This is a genomic window from Cellulomonas fimi, assembly GCF_028583725.1.
Classification (GTDB): Bacteria; Actinomycetota; Actinomycetes; order Actinomycetales; family Cellulomonadaceae; genus Cellulomonas; species Cellulomonas fimi_B.
On record NZ_CP110680.1, the window covers coordinates 1,365,248 to 1,386,239 of the forward strand.

17 protein-coding genes and 1 riboswitch are annotated in these 20,992 nt (G+C 75.0%); of the genes, 13 read left to right on the forward strand and 4 right to left on the reverse strand.

Annotation, left to right across the window (positions count from 1 at the left end; translation table 11 throughout):
* Window positions 1-10: 10 nt before the first annotated feature.
* The 13 genes from OOT42_RS06305 to OOT42_RS06365 all read left to right on the forward strand — a co-directional run bounded on the left by OOT42_RS06305 (window position 11) and on the right by OOT42_RS06365 (window position 16,294).
* Window positions 11-1,027: an ABC transporter substrate-binding protein gene (locus OOT42_RS06305; RefSeq protein ID WP_273654034.1), complete on the forward strand. Its 1,017-nt coding sequence runs from the start codon at window positions 11-13 to the stop codon at window positions 1,025-1,027.
* Window positions 1,028-1,164: 137 nt separating this feature from the next.
* The gene (locus tag OOT42_RS06310) at window positions 1,165-2,343 is read left to right on the forward strand and encodes an FAD-dependent oxidoreductase (RefSeq protein WP_273654035.1); all 1,179 of its coding nucleotides are present in this window, start codon (window positions 1,165-1,167) and stop codon (window positions 2,341-2,343) included.
* Between the two features lie 147 nt (window positions 2,344-2,490).
* Complete coding sequence (locus OOT42_RS06315) at window positions 2,491-3,804, forward strand: LLM class flavin-dependent oxidoreductase (protein WP_273654036.1); 1,314 nt, start codon at window positions 2,491-2,493, stop codon at window positions 3,802-3,804.
* 87 nt (window positions 3,805-3,891) lie between these two features.
* The gene (locus OOT42_RS06320; protein ID WP_273654037.1) at window positions 3,892-5,001 is read left to right on the forward strand and encodes an LLM class flavin-dependent oxidoreductase; all 1,110 of its coding nucleotides are present in this window, start codon (window positions 3,892-3,894) and stop codon (window positions 4,999-5,001) included.
* A gap of 11 nt (window positions 5,002-5,012) precedes the next feature.
* Window positions 5,013-6,131: an LLM class flavin-dependent oxidoreductase gene (locus tag OOT42_RS06325; RefSeq protein ID WP_273654038.1), complete on the forward strand. Its 1,119-nt coding sequence runs from the start codon at window positions 5,013-5,015 to the stop codon at window positions 6,129-6,131.
* A gap of 208 nt (window positions 6,132-6,339) precedes the next feature.
* On the forward strand, window positions 6,340-7,815 hold the full coding sequence (locus OOT42_RS06330; RefSeq protein WP_273654039.1) for a 3' terminal RNA ribose 2'-O-methyltransferase Hen1: 1,476 nt from the start codon (window positions 6,340-6,342) through the stop codon (window positions 7,813-7,815).
* Window positions 7,812-10,379, forward strand: coding sequence for a polynucleotide kinase-phosphatase (locus OOT42_RS06335; RefSeq protein ID WP_273654040.1), 2,568 nt, complete (start codon window positions 7,812-7,814; stop codon window positions 10,377-10,379). The genes OOT42_RS06330 and OOT42_RS06335 overlap by 4 nt, the downstream gene beginning before the upstream one ends.
* An 82-nt stretch (window positions 10,380-10,461) precedes the next feature.
* Window positions 10,462-10,842, forward strand: a complete 381-nt coding sequence (locus OOT42_RS06340) for a VOC family protein (RefSeq protein ID WP_273654041.1) — start codon at window positions 10,462-10,464, stop codon at window positions 10,840-10,842.
* 43 nt (window positions 10,843-10,885) lie between these two features.
* Window positions 10,886-11,746 carry a MerR family transcriptional regulator gene (locus OOT42_RS06345; RefSeq protein WP_273654042.1) on the forward strand — a complete coding sequence of 287 codons (861 nt, stop codon included), beginning with the start codon at window positions 10,886-10,888 and terminating at the stop codon, window positions 11,744-11,746.
* Between the two features lie 267 nt (window positions 11,747-12,013).
* A complete protein-coding gene (locus OOT42_RS06350) occupies window positions 12,014-12,739 on the forward strand; it encodes a PadR family transcriptional regulator (protein WP_273654043.1) in 726 nt (241 codons plus the stop codon).
* A 160-nt stretch (window positions 12,740-12,899) separates the two neighbouring features.
* Window positions 12,900-13,014, forward strand: a riboswitch (SAM riboswitch).
* A 479-nt stretch (window positions 13,015-13,493) separates the two neighbouring features.
* Complete coding sequence (locus OOT42_RS06355; protein WP_273654044.1) at window positions 13,494-14,444, forward strand: MetQ/NlpA family ABC transporter substrate-binding protein; 951 nt, start codon at window positions 13,494-13,496, stop codon at window positions 14,442-14,444.
* Between the two features lie 81 nt (window positions 14,445-14,525).
* On the forward strand, window positions 14,526-15,548 hold the full coding sequence (locus OOT42_RS06360; protein ID WP_273654045.1) for a methionine ABC transporter ATP-binding protein: 1,023 nt from the start codon (window positions 14,526-14,528) through the stop codon (window positions 15,546-15,548).
* A gap of 5 nt (window positions 15,549-15,553) precedes the next feature.
* Window positions 15,554-16,294, forward strand: coding sequence for a methionine ABC transporter permease (locus OOT42_RS06365; protein WP_423776004.1), 741 nt, complete (start codon window positions 15,554-15,556; stop codon window positions 16,292-16,294).
* A 221-nt stretch (window positions 16,295-16,515) separates the two neighbouring features.
* On the opposite strand, the gene OOT42_RS06370 is transcribed toward OOT42_RS06365, so the two are convergent.
* From OOT42_RS06370 to OOT42_RS06385, 4 genes are all read right to left on the reverse strand, one after another.
* A complete protein-coding gene (locus OOT42_RS06370; RefSeq protein WP_273654047.1) occupies window positions 16,516-18,549 on the reverse strand; it encodes a carbohydrate-binding domain-containing protein in 2,034 nt (677 codons plus the stop codon).
* 31 nt (window positions 18,550-18,580) lie between these two features.
* Window positions 18,581-19,438 carry a polyphosphate polymerase domain-containing protein gene (locus tag OOT42_RS06375; protein ID WP_273654048.1) on the reverse strand — a complete coding sequence of 286 codons (858 nt, stop codon included), beginning with the start codon at window positions 19,436-19,438 and terminating at the stop codon, window positions 18,581-18,583.
* The gene (locus tag OOT42_RS06380) at window positions 19,435-20,115 is read right to left on the reverse strand and encodes a DUF4956 domain-containing protein (RefSeq protein WP_273654049.1); all 681 of its coding nucleotides are present in this window, start codon (window positions 20,113-20,115) and stop codon (window positions 19,435-19,437) included. The genes OOT42_RS06375 and OOT42_RS06380 overlap by 4 nt, the downstream gene beginning before the upstream one ends.
* A gap of 130 nt (window positions 20,116-20,245) precedes the next feature.
* Entirely contained in the window at window positions 20,246-20,944 is a 699-nt protein-coding gene (locus OOT42_RS06385) for an NAD(P)-dependent oxidoreductase (protein ID WP_273654050.1), read from the reverse strand.
* Between the last annotated feature and the right edge of the window lie 48 nt (window positions 20,945-20,992).

A 20,992-nucleotide genomic window follows, 5' to 3' on the forward strand; every position in this document is an offset into this window, starting at 1 on the left:
GGCACCACCCATGACCCGCACGATCGGCGCACGCCGAGCCCCCGGACGCACGCGGCTCCTCGCCGCGGCCGTCGCCCTCCCGCTGCTCGTCACGCTCGCCGCCTGCTCGTCGAGCGCGGACGCGGAGGAGCCGGCCGGTGGCAGCGACCTCGCCGAGGCCGCGGAGAAGGCCGGCCTCGAGGTCAACACGACCGCCGACCAGGACCGCATCCACACGACCGAGTCGGCGGAGGCGATCGCGCTCCTGCCCGACGCCTACCAGGACGTCGACACGCTCACGGTGTCGGTGTCGGCGTACGTCGCGCCGCTCGCGTTCCTAGCGGACGACGAGAAGACGCCCATCGGCAACGAGACCGACATCGCGCAGCTCATCGGCGACGCGCTCGGCAAGAAGATCGAGTGGGAGGTCAAGGCGTGGGCCGACTGGCCGCTCGCGCTGCAGTCCGGCGACGTCGACGCGTCGATCTCCAACATCACCGTGACCGAGGAGCGCAAGGAGCTCTACGACTTCGCGTCGTACCGCGTCGACCAGCTCGGCTGGCTGACCCGCGCGGACTCCGACCTCGAGTCGATCACCGAGCCCGCCGACATCGCGGGCCTCACGGTCGCCGTCGGCTCCGGCACCAACCAGGAGAAGATCCTGCTGGCGTGGGACGAGCAGAACAAGGCCGCGGGCCTCGAGCCGGTCACGGTCGAGTACTTCGAGAACGACGGCGACACGATCCTCGCGCTGCAGTCCGGCCGCATCGACGTCTCGTTCGGCCCGAACGCGACGGCCGCCTACAAGGTGCGCGTCTCGCCCGACGAGTTCAAGGTCGTCGGCACGCTGAACGGCGGCTGGCCGAACACCGCGCAGATCGCCGCCGCGACGCTCAAGGGCAACGGCCTGTCGGCCGCCTTCACCGCGGCGCTCAACCACGCGATCGAGGACGGCTCCTACGCGAAGGTGCTCGAGCGCTGGGGCCTGCAGGACGAGGCGATCGAGAAGTCCGAGGAGAACCCGCCCGGACTGCCCAAGACCGAGTGAGAGACCCGCGAGGGACCTCCTCGACCAGACCGGTCCCTGGGGGACGGTGACCGGTCGCGGGGCCGGTCGGGTGCGGCGCCCGACCGGCCCCGTCCCCCCAACCCGTCGCAGCCCCCGTGCGACCGAAGGAGTAAGCGATGAGTGCAGCCGTGGACCACGTCGTCGTCGGCGGCGGCGTCATGGGCGCGGCCGCGGCCTGGCAGCTCGCCCGGCGCGGACGCGACGTCGTGCTGCTCGAGCGGTTCGGCCCCGGGCACGCGCACGGCGCGTCGCACGGCAGCGGCCGGATCTACCGCACGACCTACGCGCAGGCCGACTACCTCGACCTCGCGCAGGAGGCGCTGCCGCTGTGGTCGGCCGTGGCCGACGAGGCGGGCGTCCCGCCCGTGCTCAAGCACACCGACGGGATCAGCCACGGGGGTCCGGCGGCCGACGAGATCGCCGAGGCGCTGCGAGCACGCGGCGTGCCCGCGCGCTGGGTCGAGCCCGACGAGGCCGCCGAGCGGTGGCCCGGCCTGCGGTTCGAGACGCGCGTGCTGCACGAGAGCCGGACCGCCGGCCGGGTGCACGCCGACCGGGCGGTCGCGGCGCTGCAGGCGGCGGCCCGTGCGCACGGCGGCGACGTCCGGCACGACACGCAGGTCACCGGCCTGGTCGACGTCCCGGGCGGCGTCCTCGTCCGGACCACGACGGGCGAGGTCGTCGCGCGCAGCGTCGTCGTCGCCGTCGGTGCCTGGACGCAGCGTCTGCTGACGGGAGCGGGTGCCGGTCTCGGCGACGCGGCCGCGGTCGCCGACGGGTTGCCGTCGCTCGTCGTCACGCAGGAGCAGCCCGCGCACTTCGCGCTGCGCACCGCCGCGCCGACGCCCGAGTCGTGGCCCGTGTTCACGCACCAGCCGCTCGACCCCGACGGCTGGCCGAGCGGCACGTACGGGCTCGTCGACCCCGTCGAGGGGCTCAAGATCGGCTTCCACGGCGTCGGACCCGTGACAGACCCCGACCGGCGGACCTACCAGCCCGAGCCCGGCCAGCTCGCGCAGCTCCGGCAGTACGTGCGCACGTGGGTACCGGGCGCCGACCCCGACTCCTTCGGGCCCGTGTCCTGCACCTACACGACGACGCCCGACCACGACTTCGTGCTCGACCGGCGCGGCCGCGTGGTCGTCGCCGCGGGGTTCTCCGGGCACGGCTTCAAGTTCGCGCCCGCCGTCGGGCGGGTGCTCGCCGACCTCGCGACCGAGGACCCCGACGGGCCGACGCGTGCCACAGCCGCGCGGTTCGCGCTCCACCGCACCGCCCAGCCCGCCCGTTCCTGACCACCCGTCCCAGCCCGCCGTCCCGACCCGACCCCCCGTCCATGACCACGCGCACCCGACGACTCGCATCCGACCGCCCCCGCCCGCACCGGTGCGCGAGACCACGCCGCCCCGCGGCCTCCGCAGCACCACGACGACAGGACCGCCATGAGCCCCACCACCTCCGCCCGCCGCGTCCCGCTCTCGATCCTCGACCTCGCCGTCGTCGCCGACGGCGCGACCGGCCAGGACGCGATCCGCGCGAGCCTCGACCTCGCCGTGCGGGCCGACGCGCTCGGCTACCGCCGGTTCTGGTTCGCCGAGCACCACCTCGCGCCCGGGGTCGCGTCGGCGTCGCCCGCGGTGCTCGCGGCCCTCACGGCGGAGCGGACGCGGCGCATCAAGGTCGGGTCGGGCGCGGTGCTGCTCAGCACGACGAGCCCGCTCATCGCCGCCGAGCAGTTCGGCGCCATCGCAGCGCTGCACCCCGGGCGCGTCGACCTCGGCCTCGGCCGCGCGTTCACGCCCCCGCCGGCGTCGGGCGGTGCCACCGCGGTCGCCGTCACCGCGTCCGCGGCCGTCGCCGCGGAGGACTCGGTCGCCGCGGACGCGCCGGTCGCCGCGGACGCGCCGGTCGCCGCGGTCGTGCCGGTCGCCGCGGTCGTGCCGGTCGCGCCGCCGCGTCGCGAGCCGCAGCCTGCTCGCGACGTCGACGGGCTGCACGTCCCGGCGGCACCGCCGCTCGACCGCGGTGACTCGGCGCTGCGCGAGCGCTTCCTCGCGCAGACCCGCGTGATCGGGGCGAGCCGCACGTCGGGCGTCTTCCGCGAGGAGCTCGAGGTCGTGCTCGGGCTGCGCGCGGGGACGTTCCGCGACGCCGACGGCCGCCCCTACGTGAGCCCGCCCGTGGAGGGCGCGGACCTCGACCTGTGGGTGCTCGCGTCGAGCGGCGGCGAGAGCGCGCGCGTCGCCGGGGAGCTCGGGCTTCCGCTGGCGGCGAACTACCACGTCAGCCCGTCGACCGTGCTCGAGACCGTCGAGCAGTACCGCTCCGCGTTCCGGCCCGGCGTGCTCGACGCGCCGTACGTCGTGGTGTCCGCCGACGTGCTCGCCGCGGAGACCGACGAGCGCGCGGCTGAGCTCGCCGACGGGTTCGCGGACTGGGTGCTGTCGATCCGCGGCGGCGGTGGAGCGGCCGCCTATCCGCGTCCCGGAACCGGCATCCGCTGGGAGGACCGCCCGCAGCACGAGCGTGCGCTGCTGCTCGACCGGGTGAGCACGCGCTTCGTCGGCACCGCCGCGACCGTCGTCGAACGGCTGGAGGCGCTCCAGCGCGCCACCGGCGCCGACGAGCTGCTGCTGACCACCGAGGTGCACGACCCGGCGGCGCGGGTCCGCTCGTTCGAGCTGATCGCGCAGGCGTGGACCGCGATCGCACCGGACGTCGCCGTCGACCGCGAGCCTGCCGCCGCGACCGTCTGACCCGCCCACGCGACCGACCGCGTCGGCCGACCCCGACCCGACCCCGACCCGACCCCACCGCGCCCCACCCGAGAGCAGGAGAGACCCGTGCCCGTCGAGTTCCTCGGCATCGCCACCACGAGCGACGCCTCCGAGACGTCCGAGCGCACCACCGCGCCCTTCGACCGCCAGTACCTCGAGCGGATCGTCCGCACGCACGAGGAGTACGGCTGGACGCGCGTGCTGTTCGCGTACGGGTCGTCGGGTCCGGAGCCGTCGGCGCTGCTCGCGCACGCCGCCGCGCGCACCGAGACGATCGAGCTGCTGCTCGCGCACCGGCCCAACGTCTCGTACCCGACGTTCGCCGCGAAGTCGTTCGCGACGCTCGACCAGCTCTCCGAGGGTCGGCTGTCGGTGCACTTCATCACGGGTGGCAACGACCACGAGCAGCAGCGCGAGGGCGACACGCTCACGAAGGACGAGCGGTACGCGCGCACCCGGGAGTACATCCAGGTCGTCAAGAAGGCGTGGGCCAGCCGGGAGGCGTTCGACCACTCCGGCGAGTTCTACGAGTTCCGTGACTTCGTCCTCGACGTGACGCCGTACGAGGGACGGACCCCGACGATCTCGTTCGGCGGCTCGTCGGACGCCGCGTACCGGGTCGGCGCGGCGGAGGCCGACATCTTCGCCGTCTGGGGCGAGCCGCTCGACCGCACCGCCGAGCAGATCGCGCGCATCCACCGCGAGGCCGCCGCCGCGGGTCGGACCACCCCGCCCCGCATCCACGCCGCGTTCCGGCCGATCATCGCGCCGACCGAGGAGCTCGCCTGGGAGAAGGCGCACGCGATCCTCGGGCGGATCGAGGGCCGCAAGGCCGCGCTCGGTGGCTCGCTCAGCCGTCGCCACCCGATCGACGCGCCGCAGAACACCGGGTCCCAGCGACTGCTGGAGATCGCCGCGCAGGGTGAGCGGTTCGACACCGCGCTGTGGACGGCCACCGCGAAGGCGACCGGCGGGGCGGGTAACTCCAACGCGCTCGTCGGGACGCCCGAGACCGTCGCGCAGGCGCTGCTCGCGTACTACGACCTCGGCGTCCGCGTGATCTCCGCGCGCGGGTACGACCTGCTGCACGACGCCGCCGACTTCGGTCGCTACGTCATCCCGCTCGTCCGCGAGGGGGTCGCCGAGCGCGACGCCGCCGCGTCGAAGGCCGCCTGAGGGGACCCGCGATGCGCTTCCAGCTGCTCGACATCGTCTTCAACCCGCCGCACCCCGTCACGGGTGAGGCCGTCCCGCCGTCCGACCGGCTCCAGCGCGTCATCGACCACGCGGTCCTCGCCGAGGACCTGGGGTTCGACTCGTTCGCCGTGGGGGAGCGGCACGCGGGCGACGTGCTGTCGTCCGCGCCGACCGTCATCCTCGGCGCCGTCGCCGCCAGCACGTCGCGGATCCTGCTCTCGACCGGCGTCACGGTGCTGTCGCTGCTCGACCCCGTGCGGGTCGCCGAGGACCTCGCGACGGTCGACCAGCTCAGCCGCGGGCGGCTCGAGATCGTCATCGGCAAGGGCAACGAGGTGCTCCAGTACCCGCTGCTCGGGCTCGACATCGCGAAGCAGTACGAGTACCTGGAGGAGAACTACGAGCTCCTGCGGCTCCTGCTGTCCGGCGAGGACGTCTCCTGGGAGGGGCGGCACCGCCCGTCGCTCGAGCACGCCACCACCCTGCCGCGGCCGTTCGACGGGCCGTTCCGCATCTGGCACGGGTCCGCGACGTCGCGGTTCGCCGTCGAGCTCGCCGCGCGGTGGGGCGACCCGATCGTCTCCGCCAACGCGCTGCAGCCGCGCGAGAACTACCAGGTGCTCATCGACCACTACCGCGAGCAGTACGCCGCGCACGGACACGACCCGCGGTACGCGTACGTCGGGTCCGGGTCCGGCGGGCTGTTCCTCGCCGACACCACGGAGGAGGCCGTCGAGCAGTTCCGGCCGCTGTACGAGGGGCTGGTCCGCGCCCAGGACGCGCGCCGCCACGACCCCGCGGCGGTCGGCAAGGTGACGAGCTTCCGCACGATCGAGGAGGCCGTCGAGCGCGGGCCCGCGCTCGTCGGGTCGCCCGAGCGCGTCGCGGAGAAGATCCTCGACTACCACCGCTCCTACGGGCACGACCTGCAGTCCGTCTCCGTCAACCACCTGCTGGAACCGTCGCGGCAGGAGGAGGTGCTGCGCCGCTTCGCCGAGGAGGTCGTACCCCTCGTGCAGGCCGAGGTCGGCACGACGCTGTGGTCGGAGGCCGACGAGCGTCGCGCCGCCGGGTTCACCGCCACGACGTCGGTGCCGCAGCCGGCCTGACACCCGGACGGGCCGTCCCGTCGCCGTCGGGGGACCCGGCGGGACGGCCTCCGGACCCTGGTCCGACGTCGCGGACGCGAGGCCGTGCCGGTGCTGCTCGCTGCGCCGCGACGCGTCGACGGCCGCCGACCGACAAGGCCCGTGGCGCACGGAGGACACCCGCCGAAAGCCGTCGGTCGGACGCGAGCCCGGCTGGCAGGATGCCCGGGTGCTGCTCACCCTGACGACCCGCGACGACGCCGCCCGCGACCTCGGCTTCGTGCTGCACAAGCACCCCGACCGTGTGCAGCGGTTCGAGCAGGCGTTCGGCGTGGCCCACGTGCTCTACCCGCAGGCCGACGACGACGTCGCGACCGTCGCGCTGCTGCTGGAGGTCGACCCGGTGGCGCTCGTGCGCGGCAAGGGGTCACGTGACGCCGCGTTCAGCCTCGCGCAGTACGTGAACGACCGCCCCTACGCGGCGTCGTCCATGCTGGCCGTCGCGCTCGGTCGCGTGTTCCGCACGGCGATGGCGGGCCGGTGCGACGCGCGGCCGGACCTCGCCGAGCGCGCGTGGCCGCTGGAGGTGCACGTGCCGTCCGTCCCGTGCCGCGGGGGTGCCGACGCCGCCGTCCGGCTGTTCGCGCCGCTCGGGTGGGACGTCGACGCGACACCCGTCCCGCTCGACCCGGCGATCCCGGCGTGGGGCGACTCGCGCTACGTCGACCTGCGACTGCGCGGCACGCTGCGCGTCGCGGACGCGCTGCAGCACCTGTACGTGCTGCTGCCGACGCTCGACGCCGCGAAGCACTACTGGGTCGGCCCGGACGAGGTCGACAAGCTGGTCCGCGCGGGGCAGGGGTGGCTCGCCGACCACCCGGCCCGCGACGAGATCGCCCGCCGGTACCTGGCGCACCGCGGGTCGCTCGTCGCGAGCGCGGTCGCGCGGCTCGCGGAGGTCGACGACGCCGAGCCGGAGGCGCTCGACGACGCGGTGCCGGCGGACGACGCCGCCGCGCGCGGCGAGGCGTCCGACCGTGCGGTGGCGGGCGAGGACGGGGACCCGCCCGCGGCCGTGCCGCTCGCGCGCCGCCGCCTCGATGCCGTCGTCGAGGAGCTCCGGGCCGCCGGGGCGCGCAGCGTCGTCGACCTCGGCTGCGGCGAGGGGCACCTGCTCGGCGCGCTGCTCGACGACCCGCGGTTCGACCGGCTGCTCGGCGTCGACGTGTCGCCGCGCGCGCTGGAGGTCGCGGCGCGGCGGCTGCACCTCGACACGATGCCCGCACGGCGGCGCGCCCGCGTCGAGCTCGTGCAGTCGTCGGTCACGTACACCGACGCGCGCGTCGCGGGGTTCGACGCCGCGGTGCTCATGGAGGTGGTCGAGCACGTCGACCCGCCGCGCCTCGCCGCCCTGGAGCGCGCGGTGCTCGGTGTCGCGGCCCCGCCGACCGTCCTCGTCACGACGCCGAACGCCGAGCACAACGTGCGCTACCCGACGCTCGCCGCCGGCACGATGCGGCACCACGACCACCGGTTCGAGTGGACGCGTGCCGAGCTCGTCGCATGGGCGCACGCCGCCGCGGACCGCTACGGGTACGACGTCGAGCTGCGCGGCATCGGTGACGACGACCCCGAGGTCGGTCCACCGACGCAGCTCGCGGTGTTCCGCCGCACGACCGACACCACCGGAGGGGAGGCCCGATGACCGCGCTGACCGTGCCCGCGCTGTCGCTCGTCGTGCTCGTCGGCGCGTCGGGCTCCGGCAAGTCGACGTTCGCCGCCCGCGCGTTCGGGCCCTTCGAGACGCTGTCGTCGGACTTCTTCCGCGGGCTCGTCGCGAACGACCCGAACGACCAGGGCGCCACGCGCCCCGCGTTCGACGCGCTGCACCACGTCGCCGCCGCGCGCCTCGACGCGGGGCTGCTGACGGTCGTCGACGCGACCAACGTGCAGGCCCAGGCCCGGCGGTCGCTCGTCGACCTGGCCCGCGCGCACGACGTGCTGCCCGTCGCGATCGTCCTCGACCTGCCCGAGGACGTGTGCGTCGCCCGCAACGCCGCGCGCGACGACCGCGGGTTCGGCGCCTCCGTCGTCAAGCGGCAGCGCGACCAGCTCCGGCGCTCGCTGCGCGGGCTCGCCAAGGAGGGGTTCCGCACGGTGCACGTGCTGCGGTCGGTCGACGAGGTCGACGCCGCCGTGGTCGTGCGCCAGCCGCTGCGCAGCGACCGGCGTGACGAGCGCGGCCCGTTCGACGTGGTCGGCGACGTGCACGGCTGCCGATCGGAGCTCGAGGCGCTAATGGTCCGGCTGGGCTACGCGCTCGTCCGCGACGACGTCGGTCGGCCGGTCGACGCCGTCCACCCGGAGGGCCGGCGTGCGGTGTTCGTCGGCGACCTCGTGGACCGCGGGCCCGACAGCCCGGGCGTCCTGCGGCTCGTCATGGGGATGGTCGCGGCGGGGCACGCGCTCGCCGTGCCGGGGAACCACGAGGAGAAGCTGGTCCGGGCGCTCGACGGCCGCCAGGTGAAGGTCGCGCACGGGCTCGCCGAGACGCTCGAGCAGCTCGCGGGCGAGAGCGAGGAGTTCCGTCGGGAGGTCCGGGACTGGTGCGACGGGCTCGTCGCGCACCTCGTGCTGGACGGCGGCGCGCTCGTCGTCGCGCACGCCGGGCTCAAGGAGGCGTTCCACAACCGGGCGTCGGGACGGGTGCGGTCGTTCGCGCTCTACGGGGACACGACGGGGGAGACGGACGAGTACGGCCTGCCCGTCCGGCTGCCGTGGGCCGACGACTACCGGGGGCGTGCGACGGTGCTGTACGGCCACACGCCGACGGCCGTCCCGACGTGGGTCAACAACACGATGTGCCTCGACACGGGCTGCGTGTTCGGCGGGCACCTGACGGCGCTGCGGTATCCCGAGCGGGAGGTCGTGCAGGTCCCGGCGGAGCGGACGTGGTGCGAGCCGGCGCGCCCGCTCGACGTCGCGCCGTCGGGTCCGGCGCGTCGTGACCCCGACGTGCTCGACGTGTCCGACGTGCTCGGCCGGCGGTCGGTCGAGACGACGCTGCTCGGACGCGTCACCGTCGCGGAGGAGAACGCGGCCGGCGCGCTGGAGGTCATGAGCCGGTTCGCCGTCGACCCGCGCTGGCTCCTGTACCTGCCGCCCACCATGAGCCCGTGCGCGACGGCGCCCGACGGCGACCTGCTGGAACACCCCGCGCAGGCGTTCGACGCGTACCGGTCGGACGGCGTCGGCACGGTCGTGTGCGAGGAGAAGCACATGGGCTCGCGGGCCGTCGTGCTCGTGTGCCGCGACCAGGCCGTGGCGTCGGCGCGGTTCGGGATGCCCGACGGAGTCACCGGCGTCGTGCACACCCGCACGGGCCGCCCGTTCTTCGACGACGCGCGCTCGGAGGCGCTGCTCGCGGTCGTGCGCGACGCGGCCGCGGCGGCGGGCCTGTGGGACACGCTCGGGCCCGACGACGGGCCGACGGGCTGGCTGCTGCTCGACGCCGAGCTCATGCCGTGGTCGGTCAAGGCCGGCGACCTGCTGCGGCACCAGTACGCGGCGGTCGGTGCCGCGGCGCGCTCGGCGCTCCCGCCCGCGGTCGACGTGCTGCGCGCGGCCGCGGAGCGCGGGCTCGACGTCGCCGGGCTGCTGGAGCGCACGGAGGCGCGGCGGCACAACGCCGACGCGTTCGCGGACGCCTACCGCCGGTACGTGTGGCCGACCGACGCGCTCGACGGCGTGCGCCTCGCGCCGTTCCAGGTGCTCGCGACGGAGGGCCGCACGTTCGAGACCCGCGACCACCTGTGGCACCTGGACGTGGCCGACCGGCTGGTCGCCGCCGACCGTGCCGGGCTGCTGCAGGCCACGCGCCGGCTCGTCGTGGACGTCGACGACGAGCGGTCCGTCACCGACGGGGTCGCGTGGTGGACCGACCTGACCGCCGCCGGGGGCGAGGGGATGGTCGTCAAGCCGCTCGGCAACCTCGTGCGCGGACGCCGGGGTCCGGCGCAGCCGGGCATCAAGGTGCGCGGCCGCGAGTACCTGCGGATCATCTACGGCCCGGACTACACCGAGCCGGCGAACCTGTCGCGGCTGCGGTCGCGCAGCCTCGGTCGCAAGCGCGGCCTCGCGCTGCGCGAGTACGCGCTCGGGCTCGAGGGGCTGGCCCGGCTGACCGCCGGCGAGCCGCTGTGGCGCGTCCACGAGGCGGTGTTCGCGGTGCTCGCGCTCGAGTCGGAGCCGGTCGACCCGCGGCTGTGACCCCTTGCACCTCACGTGACGTGAGGGCCTAGCGTCGGGCGTGCGGGCGCCGAGGCCCGCCGCCACGACGGAGGTCACGACGATGACGCAGCTGGTGCCCTACCTGACCGTGCACGACGCCGCGAAGGCGATCGCGTACTACGCCGCCGCGTTCGGCGCGACGGAGACCGGCGAGCGGTACACCGAGGACGACGGGCGGGTCGGCTTCGCGGCGCTCGCGATCGGCGACCGGCCCTTCTACCTGTCCGACGAGTACCACGACTACGGCGCGTACGCCCCGGCCACGCTCGGGCACGCGACGGCCGCGGTGGTGCTGGAGGTCGACGACGTCGACGCCGTGTACGCCCAGGCCGTCGCGGCCGGGGCGACGGTCGACCGCGAGCCCGCGGACCAGGGCGACGAGCGGCGCGGCTGGCTCGTCGACCCGTTCGGTCACCGCTGGGCGATCCACTCGCCGCTCTGACCGGCGCCGGCACGGGGGTCGCGACGAGCGTGAGGCGGGCGGGGTGACCGAGCGGACGGACGACGGCGCGGTGGGTGCGGGGGCCGGCGACGCGGGCTGGCGCGTGGGCGACCTCGCCGCGCTCACGGGCCTCACGGTCCGCACGTTGCACCACTACGACGACGTGGGCGTGCTGCGCCCCGACCGGACCGCCGCCGGTCACCGCGTCTACCACCGCGCGCACGTCGAGCGGCTGTACCGGATCAGCGTGCTGCGGCGGTTCGGGGTGTCGCTCGACGACATCGCGACGGCGCTCGACGAGCCCGGGTGGACGCTCGACGGCGCGCTGCGCACCCACCTGGCGGAGCTCGAGGACCAGGTGCTGCGGATGGAGCGTCTGCTGCACCGGCTGAGCGCGACGCGGCCCGACGTGCCGGTCGACGCGCGGATGCGGGCGGACGACGACGCGGGCGACGTCGAGGTCTGCCGGCGGCTGCTGGCCGTGCTGGAGGACACCGCGGTCGCGCCCACCGAGCCGCTGCGCCGGGTCGCCGTGCTCGTGTACGCGGACCTCGAGGCGGCGCACCGGCACCTCGTCGACGTCTTCGGCCTGGAGCCCGGGCCGCTGCACCGCGACGCCGGCGGGACCGTCGTGCACGGCGAGGTCCGCACGGCCGACGGCGTCGTGATGCTGCACCGGGTCGCACCCGAGTGGCGGCTGGCGTCACCTGCGGCGGTCGGGGCCGCGACGGGGATGCTCGTCGTGACCGTCCGGGACGTCGACGCCCACCACGCGGCGGCGGTCGCGCGCGGGGCCACCGTCACCTACCCGCCGACCGACCAGCCCTACGGCGTGCGCGAGTACGGGGTGCTGGGCCCGGAGGGGGAGCCGTGGTCGTTCTGGTCCCCGCTCCGCCCGTCGTGACGCCGTTCCCCCCGACCCCCACCACGCCGCACCCCCACGCCGCCCCCCACGACGCCCTCCCGCGAACCGGTGATGGTGACCGGTAGCGGGCGATCTCCGGTCACCAGCCCCGGGTCGTCGCCCCGCGACCAACCGAGGGCTTGCGAACGATGTATCAACGATATATCGTTTACGACGTCGGCGTTGCGCCGCACCACTCCCGGGGCCGTCCCGGTCGAGGCGTGCCCCGCACCTCCGCCGACGCCCACGCACCTGAGGAGACCACCCATGCGACACCACCACTTCCACCACCACCCGGCCGGTCCCGACGCCTACGACGAGGACGCCTCCGGCCGCCCGTCCGGCCCGCCGTTCGGGCCGGGGTTCGGCCCGGGCTTCGGTCCCGGCGGCCCCGGCTTCGGTTCCGCCGGGCCCGGCTTCGGACCCGGCCCCCGCGGAGGGCGCGGCTTCGGCGGCCACCACGGCGGCCCGCACCCGCGCCACGGCGGTCGCCGCGGCGGCCGGGCCGGTCGCGGCGACATCCGCGCCGCGATCCTGTTGCTGCTCGCCGAGCAGCCCATGCACGGCTACCAACTCATCCAGGAGATCGGCACGCGGTCCGAGGGCCGCTGGCGGCCCAGCCCGGGCGCGGTGTACCCGGCGCTCGCGATGCTCGAGGACGAGGGCCTCGTGACCCTGTCCGCGCAGGGCGGTCGCCGGATGGCGAGCCTCACCGAGGCCGGCGCCGCGCACGTCGAGGAGCAGCGCGACGCGCTCGGCACGCCGTGGCTCGACGCCCAGGAGCGCCCGGTCCACCCCGGCCGCGCGCTGCGGCCCGCGCTGGAGGCGCTCTCGGGTGCCGCCGTCCAGGTCGCCCGCACGGGCACCCCGGAGCAGGCGACGGCCGCGCTCGCGATCGTCGAGCGCGCGCGGCGCGACCTCTACCTCGTGCTGGCCGGCGAGCCCGTCTCGACGGGTGACTCGACGGGCGAGACGGCGACGCCCGGCGCCTGAGCACTCGACCCCCGGAACGACGCGCACGACCACGAGACCCCCGGTGCCACCGCGCACCGGGGGTCTCGCGCGTCCCGTACCCGGCGGGCCCCTACGAGGGGAGCGGGTGTGACGAGCGTGACGCCGGGGCGTCGCGTGGCGTCGTCTATCCTGGGACCTGGTTCACGAGCTGCAGCGTCAAGTACCCGGCTGGCTGCACGGCAACCCTCCTGATCGAGCGGGGTGCCCCGGGGCGAGAACCGGTGGTGCGTCACGGTGGCGCCCACAAGTCGACCGGCGCCCTGGCGCCCGAGGAGGACGCATGACCCCGCAGCCCGTCGCCCGCGCGCTCGTCGCCCGGCCGAACGGTGCGCCCGCCCGCATGGCATATCCCGACGGTACTGGTCGGAATTTGACACGTGTCCAGGACCTTCGCTTCACTGACGCCACCGCCCGGCACTCCGTCGCCGGCGCGCGAGGAAGAGGTCGATCGATGGACGCCCGCGAGGCCCGCACCATGACCGCCGCCACGGCCGTCATGTGTCGCATGCCCGCGTGTCCGGCGCCCGACGGCCCGCTGGTCTGACACCGGCACAGCGCCGCCCCCGTCGCACCTGAGCCGCCCGGCGCACCGCGCCGCGCACCTCGACCGACGGCCCCGCCGTCTCACGTCCCCTCGCCGACGCCGGCCACCAGCCGGCGTCGGCCGGCGTCCCGCGACTCCCGTCCACCACCCGCCCGTGACCGTCGGGCACATCGCAAGGAGAACCACCTCATGTCCGAGAACGTCCCCGTCCTCCCGCCCAAGAACCGCGGCGGGCGCCGCACCGGCCTCGTCGTCGGGGCGGTCGTCGCCGTCGTCGTCCTGGTCGGTGCGCTCGTCTTCGCGTTCACCCGTCCCGATGCCGACGACTCCGCCGCCGGCGACGGCGCGACCGTCGTCCGCCTCGGCACGACCGACGTCGGCCAGCCGCACTGGGAGATCCTCCAGGAGCTCGCCGCGGAGGAGGGCATCGACCTCGAGATCGTCGGCTTCTCCGAGTACACGCAGCCGAACCCGGCGCTCACCGAGGACGAGATCGACCTCAACGCGTTCCAGCACGTCCTCTACCTGGCCGACCACAACAACAACACCGGCGACGACCTGCAGCCCATCGGCTCGACGCTGATCGTGCCGCTGCCGCTGTACTCGCAGAAGCACACGGACGTCTCCGAGTTCACGAAGGGCGAGCAGGTCGCGATCCCGAACGACGCGACCAACCAGGCCCGTGCGCTGTTCGTGCTCGAGGAGGCCGGCCTGATCGCGTTCACCGGCGACCCGGCCGTGCCGACGCCGGACGACGTCGACACCGACGCCTCCACCGTCGTGGTCCGGCCCGTCGAGGCGTCGCAGACCGCGGGCCTGATCGGCGACCCCGACGTCGCGGGCGTGATCGTCAACAACAACTTCGCGACCGACGCGGGCTTCGACCTCGACAGCTACGTCTTCGCGGACGACCCGAGCTCGCCCGGGGCGCAGCCGTACATCAACATCATCGCGGCCCGACCGGACGACGTGGACAACCCGACCTACCAGAAGATCGTCGAGCTCTACCACGACCCGAAGGTGCTCGAGTCGGTCGTCGAGTCGTCGGGCGGCACCGCGACGATCGTCGAGGGCTACGACGCCGCGCAGCTCCGGGACGTCCTGGCGCAGACGCAGGAGAACCTCAAGGCCGCTGGCTGAGCCGGTCCGCGCGGTCCGGTCCCCACCACCCCCGGGGACCGGGCCGCGCGGCCGTCGTCCTTCCCCGAAAGGTCCCCCCACGTGACCCCCATCATCGAGTTCCGCGACGTCACCAAGGTGTTCGACGGCCCGAACGGGCCGATCCGCGCCGTCGACGGCGTCGACCTCACCGTCGAGCAGGGTGAGATCTTCGGCGTCATCGGCTACTCCGGCGCCGGCAAGAGCACCCTCGTGCGGCTCATCAACGGCCTCGAGCGCGTCACGTCGGGGCAGCTGGTCGTGGACGGCGACGACGTCGCCGCGCTGTCCGAGCGCGCGCTCGAGCGCAAGCGCCGCGACATCGGCATGATCTTCCAGCAGTTCAACCTGTTCTCGTCGCGCACCGTCGCGGGGAACGTCGCGTTCCCGCTCAAGGTCGCCGGCTGGCCCAAGGCCGACCGCGACCGGCGCATCGCCGAGCTGCTCGACTTCGTCGGCCTGCTCGACCGCGCGCACTCCTACCCGGACCAGCTGTCCGGCGGGCAGAAGCAGCGCGTCGGCATCGCGCGCGCGCTCGCGGCGCAGCCGAAGATCCTGCTCGCCGACGAGTCGACCAGCGCGCTCGACCCGCAGACCACGCAGGACGTCCTCGGTCTGCTGCAGAAGGTCAACCGCGAGCTCGGGGTGACGATCGTCGTCATCACGCACGAGCTCGAGGTCGTGCGGTCCATCGCCGACCGCGTCGCCGTGCTCGAGAACGGGCGCGTCGCCGAGACCGGGACCGTGTTCGACGTGTTCACGCGTCCGCAGGCCGACGTCACGCAGCGGTTCGTGTCGACCGTCGTGCACGACCGGCCGCGGGGCGCCGTCCTCGAACGGCTCCAGCGCACGCACACCGGCCGGATCGTCACCGTGACCATGACCGACAGCTCGCGGCTCGGGGCGGTCCTCGCGTCGGCGGGCGCGTCCGGGGTCGCGTTCGAGATCGTCTACGGCGGCATCGGCACGCTGCAGGACCAGTCGTTCGGGTCGCTCACGCTCGCGCTCGACGGGCCCGACGCGGCCGTCGACTCGCTCGTCGCGCAGCTCGGCACCGTCGCGCCCGTCGAGGAGGCCGTGCGATGACCATCCTGACCGCTGCTCTCGCGGCCACGCCGCTGACGTCGTCGGTCGGCGCACCGCTGGCTGCCACCCCGGTTCCCGCCGCGGGCGAGTTCGACCCCGCGTTCCACGGCCCGAAGCTGCTGGAGGCCGCGGGCGAGACGCTCTACATGGTGTCCGCGACGCTGCTCATCGGCGGCGTCCTCGGGCTCGTCCTCGGCATCGCGCTCTACACGACGCGGCGCGGCGGGCTGCTGTCGAACCGGGGCGTGTTCGGCGTGCTCAACCTCGTCGTCAACGTGTTCCGGCCGATCCCGTTCCTCATCCTGCTCATGATCATCGCGCCCGTGACGGTGGGTCTGATCGGCACCCGGCTCGGCAGCACCGCGATGATCGTGCCGCTGTCGTTCGCCGCGACGTTCGGGGTGTCCCGGATCGTCGAGCAGAACCTCGTCGCGATCGACCCTGGCGTCATCGAGGCGGCGCGCGCGACGGGCGCGTCGCGGTGGCGGATCGTGCTGACCCTGCTGGTGCCCGAGGCGCTCGGCCCGCTGATCCTCGGGTACACGTTCGTGTTCGTCGCGCTCGTCGACATGTCTGCGCTCGCCGGGACGCTCGACGGCGGCGGGCTCGGCGCGTTCGCCCTGGACTACGGCTACAAGCGGTGGAACTTCGCGGTCGTGTGGATCACGGTGATCGTCATCATCGTGCTCGTCCAGCTGGCCCAGTCGCTCGGCAACCGCCTCTCCCGCCGCATCCTGCGCCGCTGACCCCGCCCGGGGTGCATCGGGCGCCGGCCGGGCCCCCGGCCGAGCGCAACACGAGGGCCGTTCCGCGTGGTCGGAACGGCCCTCATGTTGTTCTCGCGCGGCGAGCTCGCTCGGTGGGCGAGGGGCGACCCGGGGCTGGGTACCGGAACACGCGCCGGGAGCGGTACTCAGACCCGGGTCGCGGGCGGGATGCGGTGCGGCCGGACGAGGATCGGCCGGTGTCAGGGGCGGGACGGGGGGCCGCCGCCTCCGGGGCCGCCGCCCATGCCGGACTGGACCTCGCCCGCGGTGGCCGTCGCGGACGTCGTCGCCGCGGACGCGTCGCCGTCGCGGGACAGGCCCGTCGCGTCCGGGCTGCCTGCCGAGCCGCCGACCAGCGCCGTGTACGTCGCGCCGTCCGTGACGTCGGGCGACGAGTAGACGACCGACGAGAACGACTTCGGGGCCGTGAAGGACGCGAGGACCGTGCCGTCCTCCGCGGCGAGGTGCACGACCGTGCCGGCCTGCTGCGTGGCGTCGAGCGTCAGGCCGACGAACGACTGCGTCGAGCCGTCCGACGGGGTCTGCGCCATGCCCGACGCGCCGACGGCCAGGAGCTCGCCGCCGCTGATCTCGAACGTGCCGTTGTAGTCGAGCGCGCCGTTCCCGGAGCTCGTCGGGCCCGCGACGACGACCGTCCCGCCGCTCATCGTGACCGAACCGTTCGAGTCGAGGCCGTCGCCCTCCGCGTCGGCCACGAGCGTGCCGCCCGTGATCTCCAGCAGGACGCCGTCCTGGGCGGAGAACTCCCCGCCGCCTCCGCCCGGACCGCCGCCCGGCATGCCGCCCGCGCGCGGGTCGGTGGCATCCGCGACGGTCCCCGCGTCGCCGGCCGCGCCGGTGCCCGTGCCAGATCCCGTCCCGGTGCCAGCTGCCGTGCCCGCACCTGCGGACGCTCCCGTGCCGGTCGACGTGCCCGTGCCGGTCGACGTGCCCGTGTCGGTCGACGCGCCGGTGCCGTCGGTCGTCGCGGCGGGGTCGTCGTCCGTGGTCGAGCCTGCCGTCGCGTTGACGCCGTCGTCGCTCGTCGTGAGCGAGGTGTCGCCGCCCGCGATCGTGATGACCGGCGCCTCCAGCCCTTCGACGGCCGTCGCGACGTCGAGCGTGCCGCCCGCGACGCGCAGGGCGCCCTCGGCGTGGATGCCGTCGTCGCCCGTCGCGAGCGTGACGTCGCCGTCGGTGACCGCGACGACGCCGTCGGAGTGCACGGCGTCGTCGGCCGCGTCGACCCGCAGCGTGCCGCCGCCCAGGACGACGGACACGTCGCCGACCAGGCCCTTCGGCGACGCGTCGTCGGCGACGGTCGCGTCGTGCCCGCCGCCCGCGATGACCGTGACGGTCCCGTCGGCGAGCACGACGTCGGTCGCCGCGGTCACGCCGTCGTCGCCGGAGGTGAGGGTGAGGTCGCCGCCGAGGACCGCGACGTAGCCGAGCGCGGCGTCGTCGGCCTCGTCGGACTTGAGCGCGTCGCCGCCGGCCGTCACGTCGAGCGTGCCGTCCTGGACGACGAGGTAGTCCTTGCCGCGGATCCCGTCGTCGACCGCGTCGACCGTGATCGTCCCGGACTCGACCACGAGGCCGTCCTTGCTCGCGATGCCGTCGTTCGACCGGCCCTCGACGTCGAGCGACCCGCTGCCCGTGAGGGTGAGGTCCGCGGTGCTGAACAGGGCCGCGTTCGGCTCGTCGGTCTCGGCGTCCGGGTCGACGGGGGCCGTCGCGTCAGCCAGGTGGTTGGTCGACCCGTCGGCGAGCACGACGACCACGTCGCCGGCGTCGGTGACCTGGAGCGGGGACGTCGTCGAGCTCGTGAGATCGGCGTCGTCGAGGACGAGCACGACCGTGCCGTCGTCGGCGCTGTCCACCACGAGCGACCCGTCGGTGAGCGTGCCGGAGACGGCGTACGTGCCGGCGGCCGTGACGGTGATCGTGGACCCGTCGACGGTCGCGCCGTCGCCGTCGACCGTGGCGGTCGCGCCGTCGAGCGTGATGGTCGTCGCGCCGGACGTGTCGTCGGTCGCCGTGGTCTCGTGCCAGGCGGTGTTGTCGGCGAGCGTGCTCTCGACGGTCACGTCGGCGTCGGTCGCCGTCGCGGTGCTGGTCGAGGTGCCGGACGAGCCGGTCGACGCGTCGGCCGCCGAGCAGCCGACGAGGGTCGCGGCCACGAGGCCGGTGAGCAGGGCGGTGGGGGCGACGAGGCGCCCGCGGTGGTGTCGCACGGTGGTGCTCCGATCGGGTGGGGGTGGGAGGTCAGCGGGTCGCCGCGGCGACGTGCCGGTCGAGCACGCGGCGCCACGGCGTGGCGGGGAGGTCGGGGTGCAGGACGGCGAGGCCGGTGCCGTACTTCGAGACGCGCACGGGCCGGTGGCCGTGCCGCCAGAGCAGCCGGTCGGTCGAGGACGGCGTCGAGCCGGTCTTGGTCTCGACGATCGCGAGGCCGCGCAGGGGGAGCGACCGCCCCGTCGACGGGTCGGTCCAGACGAGCCCGGTGTCGACGGTGGTCCGCGACGCGGCGCTCCCGGCCGGCGATCCCGCGCGGGGTGCACCGGTCGCGCATGCGCGCCGCGGCTCGGCGTCGTGGTGCAGGTCGGCGACGCGACCGCCGGCCGGTCCCGGCACGTGCAGCGTCACGCGGTCGTACGTCGTGACGAGCGTCGGCAGCAGCGGGCCGTCGAGCGTCGCCGCCCGCTCGTCGCCGAGCGCCGCCACCGCGAACGCGCAGGCCGAGTCGTCGAGCGCGGCCGGACCGGCGTGGGGTCGGCGGTCCTTGACGGTCGTGCCGCGCGGGCCGCGGGTCTTGACCTCGACCCAGCAGGCGCCGTCGTCGACGTAGGTGCGGGTGCGGACCTTGAACCGCTGCCGGCGTCGGCGCGCGGAGCCCAGGTAGCTGCTGAGCGCGGGGGTGTCGAAGTACACCGACCGGTAGGCGGAGGTGCGGCGCCCGTCGATCTCCAGGGCGCGGGTCGCGGGGTCGAGGTCGTCGAGCAGCGCGTCGAGCGCGGCGACGGGGAGCAGGTACTTGCGGTCGACGCGCGTCTGGAGGGAGGCGTCGGCGAGCAGCTCGTCGAGAGTCACGGGTGCGAGCCGGTGCAGGGCGTCGAGGGTCATCGCTGCGCCACCGCCCAGCGGTCGGCGTCGTCGGTCGGCGACGGGGGCTCGGCGCCGCCCGCGTCCCGGGCGACGGAGTCGTCCGGCCGCAGGGTCGCAGCGCCCCGGCCTGCGAGGCGCTCCGTGACGAGCGCACCCCGCGGGGCGGCGTCGTAGCGCACGTCCACCCACGTCGTGTCGTTGACGAGGTCGAGGCGCTGCACCGACACGCGCCGCACGCGCCCGCCGAGCAGCTGCTCGAGGTGCGCGACGAGCGCGGTCTCGTCCGCGACGGCGCGGTCGACGACGACGGTCTGCTGCCGGTAGCGGCTGAGCAGCCGCGGACTGTCGGCGATCGCGAGGACCACCACGACGACCGCCATGAGCGCGATCCCGACGGGTGCCGCGGCGAGCCCGCCGATGAGGCCGAGGGCCAGCGACGCGAAGTAGTAGGCGACCTCGGTCTGGCTGAGCTCGGCGGACCGGAGCCGGATGATCGACAGGACGCCGAACAGACCGAGGCCGAGGCCGGCGCCGACCGTGCTGCTCGCGAGCGTCGCCGCGACGGCCAGCACCCCGACGTTGACGCCGAGGTAGGCGACCGCGAGGTCGCGGCGCCGGTGCCGGGGCAGGTAGAGGGCGAACGTGAGCACGAGGACGGCGACGAGGTCGGCGGCGTGCAGGACGGTGGGGGACATGCGGTGGCTCCTGACTGGTCGGGCGTGGTGACCAGTCAGCCGTGGCCCGCTGGGCGCACGCTGTGCGACGGCTGAGGCCGGGGTCAGCGTCCGCCGAGACCCCGGCCTCCGTGCCGCGCGACCGGGCCGGTCAGGCGGCGGCGCCCGCGCGTGCCCGACGCCCGCCCGGGACGGCGTCGGTGTCCTGCGAGACGGCGATCGACCGGCGCGCGAGGTCGTCGCGCTCGACCGCGTCGGCGAGCACGCGGCCGACCTGGCCGCGCGAGACCTTCATGCCGCGCACGTCGCCGTTGGTCGTCGTGAACGCGGGGTACGGGATGTCGTCGTCGGACAGGTAGACGGGCTGCACCTCGACCCAGTCGAGCTCGGTCGCGCGCAGCTCGGCGGACGTGCGCTCCTCGTCGGCGATCTGCGGCGCGATGAGCAGCGCGAAGAACAGCTTGGCCGAGAACGGCAGCCGGTCCCGCGTGGTGCCGACGCCGTACGACGACTGCACGACGATCCGGCGGACCCCGTGCCGGCGCATCGACGTGACGACGTTGCGCGTGCCGCGCGAGCGGACGTCGATGGGGGTGCCGGCCGGGCCGCGCAGGCGGACCCGGAGCGGGTTCTCGCTGATGCCGAGCGTGACGACGACCGCGTCCTGCCCGGCGACGAGCGCGTCGACCGTGGCGGGGTCGGTCGCGTCGCCGTCGACGCCGCGGACGTGCGGGCCGGTGAGCGCGGCGGCGTGGCGGGACAGGGCGGTGACCTCGTGGCCACGACGGACGAGCTCGGCGACCGCGGCGCGGCCGGACCCTCCGGTGGCTCCGACGACCAGGACCTTCATGGTGGGCTCCTTCGGTGGGGAGCGGCGGGTGCTGCTCCGTGGTTCTCC

Bases quoted from the DNA above. Each gene is read 5' to 3' on its own strand.
- OOT42_RS06305 (WP_273654034.1), top strand. From the start codon at position 11: ATGACCCGCACGATCGGCGCACGCCGAGCCCCCGGACGCACGCGGCTC.
- OOT42_RS06310 (WP_273654035.1), top strand. From the start codon at position 1,165: ATGAGTGCAGCCGTGGACCACGTCGTCGTCGGCGGCGGCGTCATGGGC.
- OOT42_RS06315 (WP_273654036.1), top strand. From the start codon at position 2,491: ATGAGCCCCACCACCTCCGCCCGCCGCGTCCCGCTCTCGATCCTCGAC.
- OOT42_RS06325 (WP_273654038.1), top strand. From the start codon at position 5,013: ATGCGCTTCCAGCTGCTCGACATCGTCTTCAACCCGCCGCACCCCGTC.
- OOT42_RS06335 (WP_273654040.1), top strand. From the start codon at position 7,812: ATGACCGCGCTGACCGTGCCCGCGCTGTCGCTCGTCGTGCTCGTCGGC.
- OOT42_RS06340 (WP_273654041.1), top strand. From the start codon at position 10,462: ATGACGCAGCTGGTGCCCTACCTGACCGTGCACGACGCCGCGAAGGCG.
- OOT42_RS06350 (WP_273654043.1), top strand. From the start codon at position 12,014: ATGCGACACCACCACTTCCACCACCACCCGGCCGGTCCCGACGCCTAC.
- OOT42_RS06355 (WP_273654044.1), top strand. From the start codon at position 13,494: ATGTCCGAGAACGTCCCCGTCCTCCCGCCCAAGAACCGCGGCGGGCGC.
- OOT42_RS06375 (WP_273654048.1), bottom strand. From the start codon at position 19,438: ATGACCCTCGACGCCCTGCACCGGCTCGCACCCGTGACTCTCGACGAG.
- OOT42_RS06380 (WP_273654049.1), bottom strand. From the start codon at position 20,115: ATGTCCCCCACCGTCCTGCACGCCGCCGACCTCGTCGCCGTCCTCGTG.
- OOT42_RS06385 (WP_273654050.1), bottom strand. From the start codon at position 20,944: ATGAAGGTCCTGGTCGTCGGAGCCACCGGAGGGTCCGGCCGCGCCGCG.